The sequence below is a fragment of the Microbacterium amylolyticum genome, assembly GCF_011046975.1.
Lineage (GTDB): Bacteria > Actinomycetota > Actinomycetes > Actinomycetales > Microbacteriaceae > Microbacterium > Microbacterium amylolyticum.
The window spans coordinates 1015051-1036932 of sequence record NZ_CP049253.1; the positions used below are offsets into that span (position 1 = coordinate 1015051).

At 64.7% G+C, this 21882-nt stretch carries 18 protein-coding genes, 1 tRNA gene, 1 other RNA gene and 1 pseudogene; 2 read left to right on the forward strand and 19 right to left on the reverse strand.

The window, feature by feature from the left end:
- Window positions 1–92: 92 nt before the first annotated feature.
- The 3 genes from G6N81_RS04950 to G6N81_RS04960 form a co-directional block, all read right to left on the reverse strand.
- Window positions 93–169: transfer RNA gene (locus tag G6N81_RS04950), tRNA-Pro, on the reverse strand.
- A gap of 62 nt (window positions 170–231) precedes the next feature.
- Window positions 232–1461, reverse strand: a complete 1230-nt coding sequence (locus tag G6N81_RS04955; protein ID WP_165137798.1) for an alpha-hydroxy acid oxidase — start codon at window positions 1459–1461, stop codon at window positions 232–234.
- 5 nt (window positions 1462–1466) lie between these two features.
- Complete coding sequence (locus G6N81_RS04960; protein ID WP_165133882.1) at window positions 1467–2168, reverse strand: FadR/GntR family transcriptional regulator; 702 nt, start codon at window positions 2166–2168, stop codon at window positions 1467–1469.
- 117 nt (window positions 2169–2285) lie between these two features.
- Between G6N81_RS04960 and G6N81_RS04965 the strand changes: the two genes are divergently transcribed.
- Both G6N81_RS04965 and G6N81_RS04970 read left to right on the forward strand, forming a co-directional pair.
- Window positions 2286–3185 carry a dihydrodipicolinate synthase family protein gene (locus G6N81_RS04965; protein WP_165133885.1) on the forward strand — a complete coding sequence of 300 codons (900 nt, stop codon included), beginning with the start codon at window positions 2286–2288 and terminating at the stop codon, window positions 3183–3185.
- Window positions 3186–3306: 121 nt separating this feature from the next.
- Window positions 3307–3603, forward strand: a complete 297-nt coding sequence (locus G6N81_RS04970) for a VOC family protein (RefSeq protein WP_165133888.1) — start codon at window positions 3307–3309, stop codon at window positions 3601–3603.
- A gap of 69 nt (window positions 3604–3672) precedes the next feature.
- Here G6N81_RS04970 and galE read toward each other — a convergent pair whose 3' ends face one another.
- The 16 genes and pseudogenes from galE to ffs form a co-directional block, all read right to left on the reverse strand.
- The gene (gene galE / locus G6N81_RS04975; RefSeq protein ID WP_165133891.1) at window positions 3673–4692 is read right to left on the reverse strand and encodes a UDP-glucose 4-epimerase GalE; all 1020 of its coding nucleotides are present in this window, start codon (window positions 4690–4692) and stop codon (window positions 3673–3675) included.
- A 36-nt stretch (window positions 4693–4728) separates the two neighbouring features.
- Window positions 4729–5391: a thymidine kinase gene (locus tag G6N81_RS04980; protein ID WP_165133894.1), complete on the reverse strand. Its 663-nt coding sequence runs from the start codon at window positions 5389–5391 to the stop codon at window positions 4729–4731.
- Between the two features lie 36 nt (window positions 5392–5427).
- Window positions 5428–6831, reverse strand: coding sequence for a malate dehydrogenase (quinone) (mqo, locus tag G6N81_RS04985; protein WP_241245120.1), 1404 nt, complete (start codon window positions 6829–6831; stop codon window positions 5428–5430).
- A 133-nt stretch (window positions 6832–6964) separates the two neighbouring features.
- Window positions 6965–8029 carry an aspartate-semialdehyde dehydrogenase gene (locus G6N81_RS04990; protein ID WP_165133920.1) on the reverse strand — a complete coding sequence of 355 codons (1065 nt, stop codon included), beginning with the start codon at window positions 8027–8029 and terminating at the stop codon, window positions 6965–6967.
- An 18-nt stretch (window positions 8030–8047) separates the two neighbouring features.
- Window positions 8048–9352 carry an aspartate kinase gene (locus tag G6N81_RS04995; protein ID WP_165133923.1) on the reverse strand — a complete coding sequence of 435 codons (1305 nt, stop codon included), beginning with the start codon at window positions 9350–9352 and terminating at the stop codon, window positions 8048–8050.
- Between the two features lie 84 nt (window positions 9353–9436).
- Window positions 9437–10030 (reverse strand): recombination mediator RecR, encoded by a 594-nt coding sequence (gene recR / locus G6N81_RS05000; protein WP_165133926.1) that lies wholly within the window; start codon window positions 10028–10030, stop codon window positions 9437–9439.
- 17 nt (window positions 10031–10047) lie between these two features.
- Window positions 10048–12543, reverse strand: a complete 2496-nt coding sequence (locus tag G6N81_RS05005; protein WP_165133929.1) for a DNA polymerase III subunit gamma and tau — start codon at window positions 12541–12543, stop codon at window positions 10048–10050.
- A 51-nt stretch (window positions 12544–12594) separates the two neighbouring features.
- Complete coding sequence (locus tag G6N81_RS05010; protein ID WP_165133932.1) at window positions 12595–15135, reverse strand: glycoside hydrolase family 65 protein; 2541 nt, start codon at window positions 15133–15135, stop codon at window positions 12595–12597.
- On the reverse strand, window positions 15132–15890 hold the full coding sequence (locus tag G6N81_RS05015; RefSeq protein WP_165133935.1) for an HAD family hydrolase: 759 nt from the start codon (window positions 15888–15890) through the stop codon (window positions 15132–15134). Before G6N81_RS05015 ends, G6N81_RS05010 begins: the two co-directional genes overlap by 4 nt.
- Before the next feature lie 160 nt (window positions 15891–16050).
- Window positions 16051–16955, reverse strand: a pseudogene (locus G6N81_RS05020) (gamma-glutamyltransferase); the annotation flags it as partial.
- 188 nt (window positions 16956–17143) lie between these two features.
- Window positions 17144–18334, reverse strand: a complete 1191-nt coding sequence (locus G6N81_RS05025) for an acetate kinase (protein ID WP_165133938.1) — start codon at window positions 18332–18334, stop codon at window positions 17144–17146.
- Window positions 18331–20445 (reverse strand): phosphate acetyltransferase, encoded by a 2115-nt coding sequence (gene pta, locus G6N81_RS05030; protein WP_165133941.1) that lies wholly within the window; start codon window positions 20443–20445, stop codon window positions 18331–18333. The genes G6N81_RS05025 and pta overlap by 4 nt, the downstream gene beginning before the upstream one ends.
- A gap of 64 nt (window positions 20446–20509) precedes the next feature.
- Window positions 20510–21004, reverse strand: a complete 495-nt coding sequence (locus G6N81_RS05035) for a methylated-DNA--[protein]-cysteine S-methyltransferase (RefSeq protein WP_165133944.1) — start codon at window positions 21002–21004, stop codon at window positions 20510–20512.
- Window position 21005: 1 nt separating this feature from the next.
- Entirely contained in the window at window positions 21006–21236 is a 231-nt protein-coding gene (locus G6N81_RS12875; protein WP_338144013.1) for a DNA glycosylase family protein, read from the reverse strand.
- Window positions 21151–21696, reverse strand: a complete 546-nt coding sequence (locus G6N81_RS05040) for a helix-turn-helix domain-containing protein (protein ID WP_338144011.1) — start codon at window positions 21694–21696, stop codon at window positions 21151–21153. Before G6N81_RS05040 ends, G6N81_RS12875 begins: the two co-directional genes overlap by 86 nt.
- 78 nt (window positions 21697–21774) lie before the next feature.
- Window positions 21775–21871: signal recognition particle sRNA small type (gene ffs / locus G6N81_RS05045), an RNA gene on the reverse strand.
- Window positions 21872–21882: the final 11 nt, after the last annotated feature.

A 21882-nucleotide genomic window follows, 5' to 3' on the forward strand; every position in this document is an offset into this window, starting at 1 on the left:
ACTCTTTCTGGCCGGTAACCCCGGAACGGCGACCCGCAGGGGGAACGAAGAAGGGCCCGGCCTGTGGCCGAGCCCTTCTTCGTTGTTACTCATGGTCGGGGTGACAGGATTTGAACCTGCGACCTCCTCGTCCCGAACGAGGCGCGCTACCAAGCTGCGCCACACCCCGTGGCAACTGAAATAGTCTATCGCATCACTGTTCAGCCGCCGAATCCCCGCCGCCCGCGCGCGTCACCTCACGGGCACGAGACGGGTGAGCTGTGTCACGTGACGCGCCTCCAGCTCTTCGATCGACGAGACCCCGAGAAGCGCCATCGTGCGGCGAATTTCTGACGAGAGAATCTGGATCATCCGATCGACGCCCTCTCGTCCGCCCGCCATGAGTCCGTAGAGATATGCGCGTCCGACGAGCGTGAACTTTGCTCCGAGAGCGATGGACGCCACGATGTCCTGGCCGTTCATGATGCCGGTGTCGACCATCACCGTCGCATCGCTGCCCACTTCTTTAACGACCTGCGGCAGGAGGCGGAACGGGATTGGGGCACGGTCCAGCTGGCGCCCGCCGTGGTTGGAGAGAACAAGACCGTCAACGCCCATATCGATGAGCTTCACGGCGTCGGGGACGTTCTGCACGCCCTTGACGACGATCTTCCCCGGCCACATGTCGCGGATCGTCGCGAGGTCGTCGAAGCTAATCGTCGGGTCCATCGCCTGACCAATAAGCTCCCCCACCGTTCCACCCGTGGACGTCAGCGACGCAAACTCAAGCTTCGGCGTGGTCAGGAAGTCGTACCACCACCACGGGCGAGGCATCGCATCGAGAATCGTCTTGACCGTGAGCGCCGGCGGAATCGAAAAACCGTTGCGACTGTCGCGCATACGGTTTCCGGCGATCGGGGTATCGACCGTGAACTGGAGGGTGTCGAATCCGGCCTCGGCTGCGCGCTGGACCAGTCCGTAGGAGACCTCGCGGTCACGAAGAACGTAGAGCTGGAACCAGTTACGGCCCGCCGGATTCGCCTTCTTCACGTCCTCAATAGAGGTTGTTCCCAGAGTGGAGAGCGTGAACGGAATTCCGGCCGCGCCGGCGGCTCCGGCTCCCGCGGTCTCCCCCTCCGTCTGCATCAGACGCGTGAAACCGGTCGGCGCGATACCGAAGGGCAACGCCGATGTGCCGCCCAGAATCTCCGTCGTCGTGTCGACGTGTTCGGCGGGTCGAAGGATGTCGGGGTGGAACTCGATATCTTCGAAGGCCTGGCGTGCGCGCTGCAACGACAGTTCCTGGTCGGCTGCGCCGTCCGTGTAGTCGAAGGCTGCGGCGGGCGTGCGTCGCTGGGCGATTCGGCGCAGGTCGTAGACCGTGAGGGCCTTTTTCAGCCGCGCACTCTTGCCGAGCTCCGGCTTCCGAATTTTCAGATACTCGAGCACGTCAGCGGGATTCGGGAGCTGCCTCTGTACCATGGCGATCATTCCTCCGTGTGTTGCGTCGCGGCATAGTAGCCGGAGATGTGGTCGTGAATGCGGTCGCGGGCGACGCCCGACTCCCCCGCGTGAATCGCGGCGATGACTCCGCGATGTTCCTCCTGCAGGCGCGCGCGCATCGCGCTCCAGTCGCGGATTTCGCCGGCTCCCGCCTGCACGTAGGTCTCGATGGCGGCGCGCAGTCCCGTCATGATGGTGCTGATCACGGCATTTCCCGTGGCCTCCGCCAGCGCGTTGTGGAACTGTGCGTCGAGAGCAAGAAACTCCGCCGGGTCAAGATCCGGGTGGTCCATCGCAGCGAGGATCTCTTCGGCAGCACCCGTTGGTGTCCGCCGCTCGGCGAGCATCCGAACAACGTCCTGTTCCAGAACGAGTCGCGTATCGACGACGTCCCCGAAAGCGAAGGCCTGCGCCGCTGCGTGTAGCCCGAGGACCTGGGCAACGCCGCTTCCGGCGGACGTTGTGACAATGGCCCCCGCGCGCGGGCCCGAGCCTGTTGCCGTGCGGATCACGCCCATCACCTCCAGAACGCGCACGGCCTCGCGAACGCTCGACCGCCCAACGCCGAGGTCGGCGGCAAGGTCGCGCTCACCGGGCAGGCGGTCCCCCGGTCCGAGCGAGCCATCACGGAGACGACGCTCAACGTGATCGAGCACAGTGCGCCACGCTTTTGGCTGCTCTGCCATCGCCCCTCCTTGTGTGGTCTGACCACAGTAGCGCGGCAGCGCACCCTGCGGCAAACCGGTGACCTCCGCACCGCTCCGCCCGCAGAAAACGGCACCAGCGAGGGTTAGCCTGTGGTCATGAAGATCGCGGGACTCAGCGCCTTTCCCCTCACTCCTCTCGTCGACGATCGCCTCGACGAAGAATCGTTTGCCGCCCAGATTGTGCGCCTCGCGCGCAGCGGCGTGGACTCGATCGGCGCGCTCGGCTCCACCGGCTCCTGCGTGTACCTATCTCGCGAAGAACGGCACCGAGCGATCGAAATCGCCGCCGAGATGTCGGAGGGCGTTCCCCTCATCGCCGGAATCGGCGCCGTTAGCACATCACACGTCATCCAGCACGCCGCAGACGCCCAGCTGGCGGGCGCGGATGCCCTGCTCCTCGCTCCCGTGTCGTACCAGCCGCTCACGGAGGACGACGTATACGGGCTGTACGCAGACGTCACCAGCGCAACGGATCTGCCCGTTGTCGTCTACGACAACCCGCGCACAACCGGCTTCTCCTTCTCACACGAGCTATACGGGCGAGTCGCCCAGCTCCCGAACGTCGTCTCCATCAAGATCCCGGGCGTCCCCGAAGACCCCACCACCGCTCGCGCGCATGTCGACGCGATCCGCGCCATCATCCCCTCACACGTGACGATCGGGGTCTCCGGAGATGCCTTCGCCGCAGCCGGACTGCAGGCGGGTTGTGATGCCTGGTACTCGGTGCTCGCGGGAACGCTTCCCGAACCCGCCCTGCGCATCACCCGCGCCGCCCACCGCGGCGACGATGCGGCAGCAACGGCAGAGTGCGCCCGGTTGCAACCCCTGTGGGATCTCTTCGCCCAGCACGGCGGCAGCATCCGCGTCGTCGCCGCGATCGCCGAACACGTCGGGCGTGCCCAGAGGTCGTGTCTGCCGAAACCGCTGCTCGGGCTCGACGACGAGGCGCGGGAGGACGTCACCCACGTCATCACTGACCTCGGCCTGGTTCCGTAGCGGACGCAGGGACGGCCACAGGCACGCCCCCATAATCTCGTCTGCCCTCTTTCGCCGGGATCCGGGCCGTGTCAGGATCCCGGCATGGGGCGGCACGCTCGAACTGGCTCACTACCGCGAGATGCCCATTGATGATATGCCGGGCCCGCCAGACTGGGTGATGCACGGCCAGCTCGACCTCGAAGGCGGCATCACGCTGATGGCGGCCGACGGCCCCGCAACACGATCGTCCGGCAACGTCGATATCTGCCTGTACGGCGAGGACACGTCCGAGATGGAGGCGATCTTCACACAGCTGTCAGACGACGCAGACGTCACGCTTCCGTTCGCGCCCGCCCCCTGGGGCAACATGTTCGGTCAGCTCGTCGACAAGTTCGGAATCGGCTGGATGCTGGAAGGCGGCCCGGCACCCGAGTAGCCGCACGAGCACAACAGGCGTTGTCTCCGCGCGGATAGTTCCCGCGCAGAGACAACGCTTGTGAAGCGATCAGCCGGCGTAGCCGGAAGGGTTCTTCTGCTGCCAGTTCCACACATCGCGCGTCATATCGTCGATTGTGCGGGTGGCCTTCCACCCCAGCTCCGCCTCAGCCTTTGCCGGCGTGCAGTATGTGGCAGCGAGATCGCCTGCGCGGCGCGGCTTCATCGCCTTGGGAAGCTCGCGACCGATGGCCTTTTCGAAAGACGCGATCAACTGAAGAACGCTGACGGGGTTTCCCGTTCCGAGGTTGTACGATGACACGCCCGGCTGCGCGTTTTCCAGGGCGGCGACGTGACCCTCCGCAAGGTCGACAACGTGAATGTAGTCACGCTGACCGGTTCCGTCCGGGGTGTCGTAGTCGTCGCCGAAAACGCCGATCTCGGGTAGCGAGCCAACGGCGACACGCGCGACGAAGGGCATCAGGTTGTTCGGGATGCCCTTCGGGTCTTCTCCGACCAGCCCCGACGCGTGCGCGCCGACCGGGTTGAAGTAGCGCAGCAGCGTGACGTTGAGCTCGGGGTTCGCGGTCTGCACGTCGGTGAGGGCCACCTCGTTCATCAGCTTCGACTTCGAGTACGGATTTGACAGCTCGACGAGGTTGCGGGTGGCATCCTCGGTGAACGGCAGATCCGCCGGGTCCGAGTACACGGTGCCGGTTGACGAGAACACGATCGACCGGATGCCCTGCGCCAGCCCCACACGCAACAGCGCGTAGGTGGTGTCGAGGTTGTTCGCATAGTAGGCCAGGGGCTTCTGCACTGACTCACCAACAGCTTTGAGGGCGGCGAAGTGAATAATCGCTTCGAAGGGCCCGTGATCGGCGAAAACGCCCTCGACGATCGTGTCGTCCGCTGCATCTCCGATGACAAGCGGAATGCGGGTTCCGGTGATCTCCGCGATTCTGTCGACGACAACGTCGCTGGTGTTCGACAGATCGTCCAGCAGAACCGGTTCATGACCCGCTTCGATGAGGGCGATGGCTGTGTGGGTTCCGACATAACCGGCGCCGCCGGCAAGAAGTACGCGCATGGCCTCAGCTTATGGGAAGACGGCCTCGCCGATGGTTCAGCCCCGGCCGAGCCAGCCCCCGGATTCCTCCAAATAGCAGGCGCCGCAGAGCGACTCGTATGTGACGAAATGCGCGTCTCGCACGGCAGACGTTGCGGCGTCGATCGCCACCTGGTCCCCGTCGAAAACGAACTTTCCATCGATCAGGCGTCCGTTGAACATCGCTTTTCTGCCGCAGCGGCAGATCGTCTTCAGCTCCTCGAGCGCATGAGCGATCTCGAGAAGCCGACGCGACCCTGGGAAGGCCTCCGTCTGGAAATCCGTGCGGATTCCGTATGCCATCACGGGTATCGCATCGATAACAGCGATGCGGAACAAATCGTCCACCTGCTCGCGTGTGAGGAACTGCGCCTCATCGACCAGAAGACACGCGACATCACTCGGCCGATCGCCGTCGAACAGGGCGTCCTGCCCTTCGTGACGCACACGATCACGCTCGCTCGCGAACAACTCTCGGGCGTTTGCCGCCGGATCGATGAGGAAATCAACCCGACGCGTCACCCCCAGGCGCGACTCGATCTCGGCCGCGCCCTTTGTGTCGATCGCGGGCTTGGCCAAAAGAACAGCCTGTCCCCGCTCTTCGTAGTTGTACGCCGCTTGAAGCAAAGCGGTGGACTTCCCGGAGTTCATCGCCCCGAATCGGAAATACAGCTTCGCCACCGGGTGCGTCCTTCAGATCACAAAAATGCAGGTCGGTCAGGGATTGATGCCCAGGGCGCCAGCCGTGTTGGCCAGCGTCTGCGTTGCCAGTGCGTCATCATCGTTGAGGCGCTTGCCCAGCGTGGGGATCAGCTCCTCCAGGAGCGGGCGCCACTCGTCTTGACGGTCGGCAAAGCACTGGTCGATCAGCGTGAGCATGATCGACACGGTCGTCGAGGCTCCGGGAGACGCACCGAGAAGCCCGGCGATCGAGCCGTCAGCCGAGGCGACGACCTCGGTGCCGAACTGCAGCTTGCCGCCCTTCATTACCTGGGCACGCTGGCCTGCTTGGATCAGCTCCCAGTCCTCGGCCTTCGCGGTCGGCATGAATTCCCGCAGGCTATCCAGTTTGCGGGCATGGCTCTTGAGGAGCTCCCCCGCGAGGTACTTGACCAGGCTGAAGTTCGTCAGGCCCACCTTGAGCATCGACCCGATGTTCGACAGACGCACCTGCTGAACGATGTCGAACAGGCGCCCCTGCTTGAGGAACTTCGGGCTGAACGTCGCGAACGGACCGAACATCAGTGCGCCATCGCCGTCGACCATGCGCGCATCCAGGTGCGGAACCGACATTGGCGGCGCCCCCACAGCCGCCTGCGAGTAGACCTTTGCCTGGTGACGCGCAACGAGGTCAGGGTTCGTGGTCTTCAGGAACTGACCACCGATCGGGAAGACACCGTAGCCCGAGATTTCGGGAATACCCGAAGACTGCAGGAGCTTAATGGCCCAGCCGCCCGCGCCGACGAAGACGAACTTCGCGTTGATCTGTCCGGGCGCCGAACCGATACGGCGGCGATACCGCACCTGCCAGGAGCCATCGCTCTGACGCTTGAGCTTCTTCACCTCGGTGTCAAGACGCAGGTCCACGCCGTTGTTCGTCAGGTGAGCGAACAGCTGGCGCGTGATCGCGCCGAAATCGACATCCGTCCCCGCGGGGACGCGCGTGGCGGCAAAAGGCTCGCCCGCCTTGCGCTTCTGCATCAGCAGCGGTGCCCACTGGTTGATGACGCGCGAGTCTTCGCTGTACTCAATCCCGGAGAACAGCGGCTGTTTGCGCAGCGTCTCGTAGCGGTCGCGCAGGTAGGCGACGTCCTTTTCCCCGCGCACGAACGTCATATGGGGCGTGGCGTTGATGAAGGTCTTCGCCTCATCCAGGATGCCCTTTTCGATGAACGATGCCCATAGCTGACGGCTGACCTGGAACTGCTCGTTGATGTCAACGGCCTTCGCTGGATTCGCCGCGTCCGGCATGTAGTTCAGCTCGCACAGTGCCGCGTGACCCGTGCCCGCGTTGTTCCACGCGTTCGAGCTTTCCTGTGCCACATCGCCAAGACGCTCGAACACCACGATCTTCAGATCGGGGTCGAGTTCTTTCAGCAGTGTTCCCAACGTGGCGGACATGATTCCGCCGCCGATGAGGACGACGTCAACGTTTTCACTCACGATGATCTACCCTACTCCCGTCACCTGCGGGCCAGACGAACGAACGGCGCCTCAAGAACTCGGGTTCTTGAGGCGCCGAACAAACCTGATGTCACACGGAAACGCGCTGGGCAACGAGCTCGGCGATCTGAACCGTGTTCAGGGCCGCTCCCTTACGCAAATTGTCGTTCGAGACGAACAGGGCGAGGCCCGTACCGTTCGGCACCGACTCATCCTGGCGGATACGCCCGACGAAGCTCGCATCTTGGCCTGCGGCCTTGAGGGGCGTCGGCACCTCGTCCAGCTGCACACCGGGGGCGTCCGCGAGGAGTTCCCGAGCCCGTTCCGGCGTGATCGCCTCGCGGAACTCGACGTTGATCGACAGCGAGTGCCCGGTGAAAACGGGAACGCGCACACACGTACCCGAAACGCGCAGATCCGGAAGTTCGAGGATCTTGCGGCTCTCGTTGCGCAGCTTCTTTTCTTCGTCGGTCTCGTTCAGGCCATCGTCGACGATATTGCCCGCCAGGCTGACGACGTCGAAAGCGATCGGCGCAACGTACTTCTCGGGCTCGGGGAAGTCGATTGCCGAACCATCGTGAACGAGGCGTTCCGCGCCGCCCTGTGAGATCGCCGCCTGCACCTGACCCAGCAGTTCCTGCACGCCGCCAAGACCCGAACCAGACACTGCCTGGTAGGTGGAGACGATGAGTCGCTCCAGTCCCGCTTCGCGGTCGAGCACCTTGAGAACCGGCATTGCCGCCATGGTGGTGCAGTTAGGGTTCGCGATGATGCCCTTGATGGCGTCGTCGATGGCGTGCGGGTTGACCTCGCTGACCACCAGCGGAACCTCGGGGTCCATACGCCAGGCGCTGGAGTTGTCCACAACCGTGGCCCCGGCCTCGGCGAAGCGCGGTGCGTGCTCCTTCGAGGCCGCACCCCCAGCCGAGAACAGCACGATGTCGATACCGGACAGGTCGGTCGTGTTGATGTCTTCGACCGTGACCTCAACGCCGGCATAGGTCAGGGTCTTACCGGCGGAACGCGGCGAGGCGAACAGACGCAGCTCTCGGACCGGGAACTCGCGCTGGTGAAGAATCTCGAGCATCTTGCCGCCCACCTGACCGGTGGCACCGGCGATGGCGACGGAGACTCCGGCTTCTGCGATACGTGCCATGACGTTTTCCCTCTCAGATCAGCGGCCGGTGCCGGCGTAGACGGTTGCTTCGATCTCGCCGTCGAGACCGTAGGCCGTATGCACGGCGCGAGCGGCCTCGTCAAGATCAGTATCGCGCAACACCACGGAGATGCGGATCTCACTGGTGGAGATCATCTCAATGTTGATCCCGTTGCTGCTGAGCGCGTCAAACAGGGTGAGAGAGACGCCGGAGTGCGAACGCATGCCCGCGCCAACAACCGACAGCTTGCCCACCTGGTCGTCGTGCACGAGGCTCTCGAATCCAATGTCGGCTTGCTCCGCCTGGAGCTGCTTGGCCACGTCCGTTCCCTCTTCCTTGGGAAGGGTGAACGAAATGTCGGTGCGACCGGGGCTCGCAGACTGCACGTTCTGCACGATCATGTCGATGTTCGCGCCGCTCTTCTGCACGCGCGAGAAGATCGCGGCGGCCGATCCCGGAACGTCGGGCACGCCGACCACGGTGATCTTGGCCTGGCTGCGGTCGATGGCCACGCCTGCGACGACGGGCTCTTCCTTGCCGATGACTTCGGACATGTCTTCTCCCTTGGCGAGACGAGGGTCTGGCATTCCCTCGGTCAGAACGTAAGTGCCCTCGTTGGACGTGAACGTGGAGCGAGCGTGGATGAGCACGTTGTGACGGCGCGCGTACTCAACGGCGCGGATGTACAGGACCTTTGCGCCGTTTGCCGCGAGTTCCAGCATCTCGTCGGCCGTGATCGTGTTGAGCTTCTGGGCGAGCGGAACAACGCGCGGATCGCAGGTGAAGATGCCGTCGACGTCGCTGTAGATTTCGCAGGCATCGGCGCCCAGCGCTGCCGCGAGAGCGACGGCGGTGGTGTCGGATCCGCCGCGGCCGAGAGTGGTGATGTCACGGGTGTCGCGGTTGAAGCCCTGGAACCCGGCGACGATGACGATCGCGCCGTCGTCAAGCGCTTCGCGCAGGCGAACGGGCGTGACGTCGACGATGCGCGCCGAGCCGTGATCGGCCGTTGTGATCATTCCGGCCTGGCTGCCCGTGAACGAGCGCGCCTCGTAGCCCATGGAGTGAATCGTCATGGCGAGGAGCGCCATCGAAATGCGCTCACCGCTGGAGAGCAACATGTCGAGTTCGCGCGGGGCGGGAGTCGGTGCCACCTGCTGGGCGAGGTCGAGAAGCTCGTCGGTTGTGTCGCCCATCGCGCTCACGGCGACGACGACGTCGTTGCCCGCACGGCGCGTATCGACGATGCGCTTTGCGACGCGTTTAATGCTCTCGGCATCCGCGACGCTCGAACCGCCGAATTTTTGCACGATCAATGCCACTGTGGTGCTCCCGGGTGATGCGACGGGCGGGGAAGTTCCGCCTCCCGATACCTTACGACCGACAAGCGTCTGCTCAGAATCCGGTTACGCGGATCGCCGTCCGGCGAAGGCACGTCCGAGGGTGACCTCATCGGCGTATTCGAGATCGCCACCAACAGGCAAACCGGATGCGAGGCGGGTGACGGAAATCGCCATGTCCTTCATCATCCGCGACAAATACGCCGCTGTTGCCTCGCCCTCGAGGTTCGGGTTGGTGGCCAAAATCAGCTCTTCGACGGCGGTATCGCCAACGCGCACCATGAGTTCGCGGATGCGGAGGTCGTCTGGTCCGACGCCGCCCATGGGGTTAATGGCGCCACCGAGCACGTGATACAGCCCACGGAACTCTCGAGTTCGCTCAATGGCCGAAACATCTTTTGCGTCCTCGACAACGCAAATAACGCTCTGGTCGCGACGCGGATCGCGGCAGATGGCGCAGACCTCGTTTTCGGAGACGTTTCCGCACCGCTCGCAGAACTTGACGCGCTCGCGCACCTCGCTCAGCAGGCCCGCCAGGCGCGAAACATCGAACGTTGGCGTCTGCAGGATGTGGAAGGCGATGCGCTGCGCCGACTTGGGCCCGACGCCGGGAAGGCGTCCGAGCTCATCAATTAGCTCTTGGACGATGCCGTCGTACATGGAGGGTGGGGTGTCCTTTACTGGAACCGCGTTGGCGGTTCATAGGTCTCTTCGTGGAGGAAGCGTGCGCCGAGCTTCTGGCGAACGACGGCTTCGCCGTATCTTTCGATGCCCTCATCGAGCCGTATCTGCCGAGACTGCACGGTAGGGCCAACGGGACGAGTCGGCTCGATATCGGGGTACGGCGGCTCATCCTCTGGCTCGGGAGGGATGTCGTCGTCGGATGGCCCCACCTGGTGAATACCGGGGGCGGCGACGGATGAGGGGAAGGGAGGCGGCGCCGCGGCCGTCTGGCGCGGGGGCAGAGCAGCGGAGGCCGCGGCGGGCGGGCCGTCAACCGTGGCCGATGGTGTGGACGCTGCGGCGGGGGCGGCAGCGGGCTGTGTCGGGGGCGCGAGAGCCTCTTGCGGCGCGGCCGCGTCCGCGTCCGCCGCAGAAACGGATTCGGAAGCTGGCGGCACGGACTCCGGCGCGTCGGTGGGGGCGCTCTCGGATGCCGTGTCGGCCTGTTCGTTGCGGGGAATGGGCGCAGTAGCCCACCCGGTAACGGGAGCAGAGTGGTACGAGCTGGTCTCTGGCGGCGCCGGGGGCTGATCGGCCTCCGGTTCGGGTTCTGGCTCGGCAGGTGGCACATCGGCGGCCGGAGGGGAATCAAGCGTTGGGATGTGCTTCGCGAGGAACTTCACCCGCTGGCCGAGGACGTTCTCGATCGCCGCGCGAAGGTCTTCGCTGACGCCGGACCCATCGGCAGCGCGCGTCTTAAACCGCCCGAGATCGGACTGGTTCGTGAACGCGAGACCGACGACATCGCCGCCGACGTGCGCGGCGCTGGCCGACTGCATCACCAGCCAGGATGAACGGTTCGCGCTCTCGAGCACCGCGATAACGCGCGGCCAGGCCTGTCGCAGCCCATCGAGCGTGAGGGCCGGGGCCTCGGACTCGGGGCTGGCCGCAGATGCGTTCTCGTTCGCAGGAGCAACGGAGGGGCTCGCATCGGCGCCCGGGTGCGTTTCCGTGCTGGAAACCGCGGCGTCCGATGCGTCCGGCGACGCTGTCTGAGCCTGCTGGGCGGCCCAGCCAGCGGCGGGAACGTCGTCTTCGGCCGGGTTGCCCGGGGCGACGACAAGCGGCTCAACAGGTGGCGTAGGAGCGGCGTCGGTCACGGGCGCCGGGGCAGCCGCAGGGGGCGCCGTGGGAGCAGCAACGGGAGGTGCCGTCACCGGCGCTGCGGCAGGAGCTGCAACCGGAGGCGCCGCAACAGGCGACGCGACCGGCGGCGCAGCGACCGAGGGCTGCGCTGCGGGAGCAGCAGGCTCTGCACGAGGCTCGGGGGCGGCAACCGCCGCGGCTTCCCGCGGTGCCGGGGCGACGGTCCGCGACTCGGCGTTCGAGGCAACGGGCGCGGAGGGCGCCGTATCGGCCGTGAGAACACGCGCGATCATCAGCTCGAGCTGCAAACGCGGCGATGTTGCTCCGACCATCTGATCGAGTGCGCTGCTGACAATATCGGCCGTGCGCGACAGCCGAGCCGTTCCGTATATCCGGGCTTGCTGCTGCATGCGCTCAAGCTCGTCAGCCGGCAATCCTCGGAGCACCTGAGAAGCCTGAGCACCGGTGGCGGCGATGACGATCAAATCGCGCAATCGCTCGAGGAGATCATCGACAAAGCGACGAGGGTCCTGGCCTGTTTGCACAACACGGTCAACAGCGGCAAACGCGCCGGCGGCATCGCCCGATGCGAAAGCATCGGTGACCTCGTCGAGCAACTCGCCGTGTGTGTAGCCGAGGAGAGCCACTGCTCGCGAATACGACACCGTGTCGCCCTCAGAACCGGCGATGAGCTGATCGAGGATCGAGAGCGTGTCGCGGGGCGAGCCAGCGCCCGCGCGCACAACCAGGGGAAGCACGCCCTGTTCGGCGATCGTGCCCTCTTGCTGGCACAGACTCTCGACATACGTGAGCATGGCAGCCGGAGGAACCAGCCTGAACGGATAGTGGTGCGTGCGCGAGCGAATGGTGCCGATGACCTTCTCGGGCTCGGTCGTGGCGAAGATGAACTTCACGTGCGCCGGCGGCTCTTCGACCAGCTTGAGCAGCGCGTTGAAGCCCTGCGCCGTGACCATGTGCGCCTCATCGAGGATGAAGATCTTGAAGCGATCACGCGCCGGAGCGAAAACGGCGCGCTCACGCAGATCTCGCGCATCGTCGACACCATTGTGGCTGGCGGCGTCGATCTCGACTACATCGAGTGATCCCCCGCCCGCCCGTGACAGCTCCACGCAGCTGTCACACGTGCCGCACGGCGTGTCTGTTGGCCCCTGAGCACAGTTCAGGCACCGGGCAAGAATGCGCGCCGATGTTGTCTTGCCACACCCGCGCGGACCGGAGAAAAGATAGGCATGGCCGATGCGGTCTGAGCGCAGCGCTGTCATCAGCGGATCGGTCACCTGGGACTGGCCGATCATCTCAGCGAAGTTCTCGGGCCGGTAGCGGCGATACAGGGCTGTGCTCACCCCTCCACCCTACGGCCAGACCACTGACATTCTCCGTGGGTGCGGGAGGTCTCAGCTGTTCGTCGGAACCCGCATCACGTCCTCATCGAGTGTTAACTCATGGATCGGGATCGGAGAGGTCGGCGACTCCGGCGGAACGGCGGCCTCGAGCGGACTCCCATCCTCGCGGAAACGCTTTTTCAGACACGGTTTACCGGCAATCACCGGACCGTGGTGGGTGAGCGGAACGGCAACGCTCTCGCCCGCAGCGACCGTGAAGTCCTCACCACGAACGGAGAACGTTGTTTTCGCGGGAGTTCCCTCGATGTCACGCATCGCCACAGCGATCTCGCGTTGACGGACCGTGACGTCGAGCCGTGCGCCCTGCCACTGCAGGGGAAAGCTCAGCTGCGGCCATGTGACAGGCAGTCGCGGATCGAAGGTGAGACGGCCATCATCGTCGCGCATCCCTCCGAATCCGCTCACGAGAGCGGTCCAGGATCCGCCAGCAGAAGCAATGTGCACGCCGTCAGAGGTGTTTCCGTGCAGGTCCGCCAGATCGACGAACAACGCATGCTCGAAGTACTCGAGCGCGAGGTCGCGATAGCCCACTTCGGCCGCCATGACCGCTTGGACAACGGCCGACAGCGTCGAATCTCCGGTTGTCAGCGGATCGTAGTAGTCGAAGTCGGCTAGTTTCTCCTCGTCGGTGAACTGGCGCCCGTGCAAATACTGCGCCAAGACGACGTCCGCCTGCTTGAGCACCTGGAATCGGTAGATCACCAGGGGGTGATAGTGCAACAGAAGCGGGCGCTGCGAATCAGGGGTGTTCTCGAGATCCCACACCTCACGCTCGAGGAACTGGGCATCCTGCGGGTGGATTCCCGCCGCTTCGCTGTAGGGAATATGCATGTGGTTACCCACGCGTTCCCACCGTTCCGGCTCGTCCGCTGACAGATTCAGGCGGCTGACCATCGCGCGGTAATCGGCCGGTGAACGTTCGGCCATTTCTCGGACGACAACCGCCGCGGCGCGCAGGTTGAAGCGGGCCATGACGTTCGTGAAGAGGTTGTCGTTGACCACCGTCGTGTACTCGTCCGGGCCCGTCACACCGTGGATGTGGAACGAGTCGCCCTCTGGCGTGGTCCGCCAGAAACCCAGGGTTGCCCACAGGCGGGCGGTCTCCACCAGGAGATCGACCCCCTCCCGCGCCATGAATTCCTCGTCGCCGGTTGCGCGTACATACTTCACGACCGCATACGCAACGTCGGCGTTGATGTGGTACTGAGCCGTTCCCGCCGCGTAATAGGCAGATGCCTCTTCCCCGTTGATCGTTCGCCACGGGATGAGCGCGCCCTCTTCGCTCATCTGCCGCGCACGACGGCGGGCAGCGGGCAGCATCGCCGATCGCATGCGTAGCGCGTTGCGCGCCCACCACGGAGAGGTGTAGTCGAGGAACGGAAGGACGTAGATATCGGTGTCCCAGAAGTAGTGTCCGCTATACCCGGATCCGGTCATCCCCTTTGCGGGGACTCCCCAACCATCCGCGCGGGCCGACGCCATCGCGACCTGCAAGAGGCACCAACGTGTGGCCTGCTGCATCGAATCCTGTCCGGCGATCTTGACGTCGGAACGATCCCAGAAATCGTCCAGCCAGGCACGTTGGCGGGTGAAGTGCGCTTCCGCACCCTCCGCCGTCGCTCGATCGAGGGTCCTACGACCGCGATCAATCAACTCGCTGACGGGGGCACCGCGCGACGTGTGATACGCGACAAACTTGGTGACCGTCGTGGGAATGCCCGCCTTTGCATCCACCCGGAAAACGTTCTTCGCGATGTCGGGCTCAACGAGTGCTCGCGAGGTATAGGTGTTGTCGGTCGTGATCTCGTGATCGGCGACAACGGCCAACCGCATCCCGCTCGACGAGGTCTCGTAGGAGAGAACCGATCGACGCTCCGTCTGCCAATACTCCTGGGGCTCGAGAACCCGATCAGACAGGCGCTGAGACTTGCGCGGATCGAACTCCGCTTCCTCACCGTTCTTCTTGGCATACACCGGGCGACCGCCATAAACGTCTTCGCCGTCCTGTCGGTTGATCATCTGGCAGTTGATGACAACGGGAGCATCGGCGTTGACGACCGTGACCGTCATCTGGAGAACGACAAGGTGCCGGTCGGTAAAGGAGACGAGGCTGCGAGATTCGAGCAGCACCTCTTTGCCGGACGGCGTGATCCAGCGCACGGAACGGTTGTGGGAGGCGTCCCGAAAGTCCAGCGAGCGCTCGTAGCTGACGAGTTCGGCCAGGTCGATGGACATCGGTTCATCATCGACGTAAACGCGCATGACCTTCGTGTCGGGCACGTTGACGATCGTCTGCCCCACCTCGGCGAAGCCGTACGCGTCCTCTGCGTGACGAATCGGCCAGGTCTCGTGGAACCCGTTGATGAACGTTCCGTGTTCTTGGGCATGCCGGCCCTCGGGCTGGTTCCCCCGCAACCCCAGATAACCGTTTCCCGTTGCGAAGATGGTCTCGGTCACACCCAGGTCTTCGTCGCTATAACGGGTTTCGACCAGACGCCACGGGTCGATCGGGAAGCGTTCGCGGTCGATCATCGATCGTCCTCCATCAGGTCAGCAAGGTCCTTCACGACAAGGTGTGCTCCGGCGTCGCGCAGGGCGGAAGAGCCCGCGCCCCTGTCGACGCCGATCACGAGGCCAAAGCCTCCGGCCGCGCCGGAGGCGACACCCGAAGTGGCATCCTCCACAACGACGGAGCGTGCGGGCTCAACACCCATTTCTTTCGCCGCAACGAGAAAAACGTCGGGGGCGGGTTTGGACGGCAGGTGGCGCTCTTCTGCGACGACGCCATCGACGATCACCGGAAACAGATCTTCGATTCCCGCCGCCGCCAGCACGGGGCGAGCGTTCTTCGAGCTCGAGACGACGGAAACGGGAACACCGCAGCTCATCAGCAATCGAACGAGCGCCAGTGATCCCGGGTACGGAGCGATGCCCTGTCCGCCAAGAACGCGCAGAAAAACGCCGTTCTTGCGGTTCCCGATGCCGCACACGGTGTCGGCCGAGGGATCGTCAGACGGCGTGCCCCACGGGACCTCGACATCGCGGCTTCTGAGTAAGGAGGCAACGCCGTCATAGCGTTTTTTGCCGTCGAGATGATCGAAGTAATCCTGTTGGGTATACGCGGGCGCAATGCTCCACGCCTCGAACAGCTCCTCGAACATCGTCTGCCATGCGAGCATGTGCGTTTCGGCGGTCGGCGTCAGCACACCGTCGAGATCAAACAGAACAGCGTCGTAGTCGGCGAGCTGTGGTGCGCTCCTCCGGAGGGCATTTCGGGTATCAGTCACGTTGTTCTCCGGTTAGGGCGAGAGAGCGGGCCGTGCGTGTCTGCCAGCATAGATGCGCTCAGGGGGTGCTCTCACATTTCCCGCGCCGTTCGCAACGAAACGTTCACAGGAAAGACGTCAGTCCGGTATCCGCGGCCTCGGCTATCGCCCTGTCGCGTATCCCCGGAGTCCAGGTGCGTGGCCAGAACGAACCCGGCATCGACGTTGTGTGAAAGGCGGGGGCGTCGATCGCCTGCTGCGGCTCGTAGCCGCCGACGATCGTTCGCAGCAGAGCCGTCTGCAAGCGCGTCCCCAGGCAGAAACCCACCTCGGGAATATGGGGTGACGATTGCAGCCCCCCGGACGGCGTGGCGGAGATCATGTTTCCCCAGCGGTCAACGACGTCAATGTGACAGGTGTCGCCGCGTGTGCGACCGGCGCGAGCGACGCCGTCTCGCCGATGAGCTCGCGGCGACGCTCGATGTGTGCGGGGTCGAGAAGCGCGGAGAGGAGAGCTTCTGGATCGTCCACATCGCCGAAATAGGCATCACGATCCGCCAACGCGAGCTTGAGCGCCTCGAGGATGCGGTACGCGCCGTCGGCCGTCGACGGATCGATCTGCGCATCGTCGAAGCCGTCGAGGAGAGCGAGGGCGATGAGGAGCGCCGGCCCTTGCCCCCATGGGCCCTGTTTCACCACGTCAATGCCGCGGAACGTTGTCGAGACCGGGGTCTCCCATGATGCCTCGAACGACGCGATATCCTCCGCCGTCATGACACCGGCATGGTCTGCTCCCGTGGAGTGACGATGCGGGGTTCGCGCGGCAGAAGCGAGCGCGCTGGCGACAATGCCCGTTTTCCACTCCGCACGAACACTGTCGATCCGGTCCTCCCGCGTTGTTCCGCTCGCCGTCTCGATGAGCAGGCGCAACGTCCGTGCATATGCCTTTCGTGGAATGAGATCGCCGGGGTGCGGGACGTTGCCCTCTGGCATCCATTCTCTGGCCGATTCCGGCCAGTGCGTGACGAAGAGATCGGACACTGTACTCACCATGCCCGCAAGTTGAGCCGATGTTTCGATGCCGATCTCGGCGTAGTGAACCGCATAAGAAAGCGCGTCTGCGATGTCCTACGTTTCGTGATCGCGCAACCGCCGTCGCGATCCAGTGCGTCGACCCAGCCATGCCGAAATTGCCCCGCAGAGTGGGCCGGGTGGTGAAGCGGTCGGGGGTGACGAAGGGAGAGTGAGAGGCAGTTATCGCCCCTATTGTGTCGTCAGTTCGTGATCGCGTAGCTTTGGCGCGCGATCTCCAGCTCCTCATTCGTGGGAACGACGAGAACCGTCACACGAGATGCGTCCGACGAGATACGGCTGATCTGGCCGCGAACGGCGTTCTCGTTGCGTTCGTCGTCAACCTCGACCCCGAAGAAATCGAGGCCAGCGAGCGCTTCTCGTCGAACAGCCGGAACGTTTTCGCCGACCCCCGCCGTGAAGCTGATCACGTCGAGTCCGCCGAGTTCGGCCGCGTACGCGCCCGCATAGCCGCGCAGGCGGTGGGCGTACACGTCCAGCGCGAGGGCAGCGTTGTTGTCGCCGGCGGTGCGCGCCGCCTGGAGATCACGCATATCGCTGACGCCGGCGAGACCTACGAGGCCGCTCTTTTTATTGAGGAACTCGTCGATGTCGTCGATAGACATTTTCGCGCGACGTGCCAGGTGGATGAGGATCGCGGGGTCGAGGTCACCCGAGCGTGTGCCCATGACGAGACCTTCCAGCGGGGTCAGCCCCATCGATGTATCGATGGGGGAACCGCCGTCAACGGCCGTGACGGACGCTCCGTTTCCGAGGTGGAAGACAATCTGTTTGAGTTCGCTCAGCGGGCGCTGCAGATAGGCGGCCGCGGCTTCGCTCACGAATTTGTGGCTGGTCCCGTGGAATCCGTAGCGACGAATCCGGTGGCGTTCCGCCACGTCACGATCGATCGCGTAGGTGTATGCCTCCGCCGGCATGCTCTGGTGGAACGCCGTGTCGAAAACAGCCACGTGCGGTACGTCCACAAAGGCCGCCCTCGCCGCGCGGATGCCCTGCAGGGCGCCAGGATTATGCAAAGGAGCGAGAACCGACAGCTCATCGATGTTGATTTCGACGAGGTCGGTGATCTCCGTCGCCTCGAAGAACCGTGCGCCGCCATGAACCACGCGGTGTCCGACCGCGGTGGGAGCATTTTCGGCAAGCGACGGACCATGAGCCGCGAAAGCGTCGAGCATCACCTGGAACCCGGTCGTGTGATCGGGAATCTGCCGCGCGATGTCATGAGAGACTCCCGCGACGGTGTGCTCAGCCTGGCCCAGCTGCGCGCCGATGCGCTCGACGAGACCGGAGGCGAGAGTGGTTTCGCCGACCATGTCGATCAGCTGGTACTTGAACGACGAGGACCCACTGTTGACGACGAGGATGACGCTCATGTGGATGACTGCTCCTGTGCCTGGATCGCGGTAATGGCGACGGTGTTGACGATGTCGTCGACGAGCGCGCCGCGAGAAAGATCGTTGATTGGTTTGTTCAAGCCCTGGAGAACCGGGCCAATGGCAAGCGCGCCCGCCGAACGTTGCACGGCCTTGTACGTGTTGTTGCCGGTGTTCAGATCGGGGAAGACAAATACCGTCGCCCGCCCCGCAACGTCGGAGCCGGGAAGCTTCGCCTGTGCGACAGCCGCGTCGGATGCGGCGTCGTACTGAATCGGGCCTTCGACGAGCAGCTCGGGAGCCCGCTCCCGCACATAGGCGGTGGCCTGGCGCACCTTGTCGACGTCGGCGCCCGTTCCGGATTCGCCCGTCGAATACGACAGCATCGCCACGCGCGGTTCGATGCCGAACTGGCGTGCGGTGGCTGCAGACGACACCGCGATATCGGCGAGTTGATCGCTCGTCGGATCAGGAATCACGGCGCAGTCGCCGTAGACGAGAACGCGATCAGCGAGCGACATCAGGAAAACGCTCGAAACGACCGATGTTCCCGGCTTCGTCTTGATGATCTCGAACGACGGCCGAATGGTGTGCGCGGTTGTGTGCGCCGCGCCGGAGACCATGCCATCGGCGTAGCCCATGTGGACCATCATCGTGCCGAAGTAGGACACATCGGTGACGAGATCCGCGGCTTTGTCGTACGTCATGCCCTTGTGCGCACGCAGCCGCGTGTATTCCGTCGCAAAGCGATCGACGAAGACGGCATCGAAGGGGCTGAGCACATCAGCGTCGGCGATGTCGAGACCCAACTCGATGGCGCGGGCCCGCACCTCGAATGGCTCCCCCAGAATCGTCAGTTTTGCCACGCCACGCTCGAGAAGGATTGCGGCGGCACGCAGGATGCGGTCGTCGCTCCCCTCCGGCAGAACCACGTGCTGCAGATTGCCGCGGGCGCGCTCGAGCAGCTGGTACTGAAACATGAGCGGCGTGACAACACGGGCACGCGCGACCCCGAGCACGCGCGTGAGCTCGTCGATGTCGACGTTCTGTTCGAACAGGCTGAGGGCACGCGTATAGCGCTGCTGGCCCGAGGCGGCCAGTCGTCCGCGTGTGTTCATGATGCGCACTGCTGTGGCGTAGGTATCGCCGTCCGCGCGGATGATGGGAATCGATGACGACAGCCCCTCGACCAGGCGCAGCACCGGCTCCGGCACCTCGAAGGGCCCGTTCAGGACGATGCCGGCAAGTGAGGGGAACGTCCCGGAGCTGTTGGCCAAGAGGGTCGCAACGAGCGCATCGGCGCGATCGGCCGGGATGATGACGACATCGCCCTCCTCGAGTCGCGGCAGCACACCCGCCACAGACATGGCGGCGACGGTCACGCCGAGTGCCTCGCGGCCGAGCAGCGCCTGCTCCCCCTTGACGAGTTCGCCTTCGACGGAGCGGAGGATGTCTCCCATCGTCGGGGCGACGAGAAGGCGATCTTCTGGCAGCGCCCAGACAGGCGAGTTCGGCGTGAGCTCGCGAACAGCGGCGATGATCTCATCGACCCGGTCACCGTCGGCACGGTTGACAATCGTCGCCGCGAGCTCGGCGTTGCCACGGCTCAGCTCGGCCACGGCGAGCGAGGCGATCTGGCCGGTCTGCTCGGGTGAACGCGGTGCCGTTTGGCCGAGGGCTTCTGCCTGCCCCTGGCTTTGGCGTCCGCCCAGAACGAGGAGCACAGGGGTGCCGAGGTTTGCGGCAATGCGCGCGTTAAAGGCGAGTTCTGCGGGGCTTCCGACATCGGTGTAGTCGCTGCCGAGAACGACAACCGCATCGCATTTGTCTTCCACGCGCTTGTAACGCTCCACGATTTCGGCGAGCGCGCGTCCGGGATCGGCCCGCACATCGTCATAGCTGACGCCGACGCACTCGTCGTATGTAAGATCAACGCCGTCGTGCTCGAGCAGCATCTCGAGCACATAGTCGCGCGCGGTTGTCGAGCGTGAGATGGTGCGGAACACCCCCACGCGCGGGGTCACCCTGCTCAGGGAGTCGAGCACGCCCAGCGCAACGGTGGACTTGCCCGAGTGTCCTTCGGCCGACGTGATGTAGATGCTTCTCGCCACGGATTCCACGCTACCCGGATTCACTTCTACACAGTGTGGAAGTTCTCACCTTCCGAGGGCACGCTCAGGCGCGCGGCCGCCCGTGCACTTCGCGCGACAGAAGAGAACGTTTCACCGTCTCTCCCCAGGCGAATCCGCCGAGCGAGCCATCGCTTCTGAGCACGCGGTGACACGGCACGAAGAGCGCGGCCGCATTGCGCGCGCAGATCGAAGCGGCGGCGCGCACAGCGGTCGGGCGGCCGAGCGCCGCCGCGAACTCGGAGTAGCTGAGCGGGCGGCCAGGCGTGACCTCACGCAGAGCGTCCCATCCCTGGTGCTGCAGCGCTGTGCCGTCCTGCCGAACGGCAACGCGCAGGATCGGGGCGTGATCGCCGTCGTAATACGCCTCCACGGCACGGATCGCTTGGGACGTTCCCCGCGCGGCGCCGACGGGCGTCCGCAGTCGCGCCTGAAGTTCATCGATGCTGTCGGTCCACCCTGACGACAGGACGGCGCCGTCGTCAGCGGCGATCAGCGAGAACGGACCATCGGGAGTGGTGGTCTGGGCGAATACGGGCATGTCATGCTCCTTCGGGAAGGGTTGCGGCGCGCCACAGGTGCGCGGATGCATAAGAACGCCAGGGGGCGAGTCGCTCCGCCCAGGTGTCGAGCGCAGCGCGTTCTGACGGGGCGCCAACACGGGCCGCCCCCTGCCGCAGGACAAGGTCACCGGACAACAGCACATCGGGATCGCCCAGAACGCGCATGCGCACGTAGTCCGCTGTCCACGGACCGATACCGGGCATCGCCATCAAAGCCGCGCGTTGCGACGGGCCGTCGTCCGCCCCCGTCAGGACAAGATCGCCGGCGGCGAGCGCGGCGGCTGCCCCGAGAATCGCGTCGACGCGTCGAGCGGGCCCCGTCAGTACCTCCGCGCCGCGCGCGGACGGGGAGCGTCAGCACGATCCGGCCCGGTTCGGTTGCCTCATGGCGTGGCCGAGAACGCAATGCCGTCGGCGTGATGCCGAACACCTGACGCACCGTGTCGTTGAACTGCCGCACGCTCGAGAACCCGGCGGCGAAGGCGACATCGGTGATCGGAAGCGCCGTCTCGACCAGCAGGATCCGTGCCGTATGAGCACGCGCCGCACGGGCCAGCGCAATCGGCCCCGCGCCAAGCTCGGAGGAGAGAACGCGTCCGAGCTGGCGGGAGGAATAGCCGAGGCGCTGCGCAAGACCGCTGACGGCCAGGTATCGCTCGTCGAATGTCATCGCCACGGCACTAGCCTCGCACGACCGTAGGGGCGGCACTCGCGGAATTCGGACGTCGCAGCGGACCGACCGATGGCACAAAAAGACTCCCCGCGCACCCGGCAGAGCCTGGTTACCCTTGCTACGTTTCCGTCCTGGGGGAGTTGGCCTGGGTGCCGTCACGCGGAGAGCCGGATTGAGTTTAAC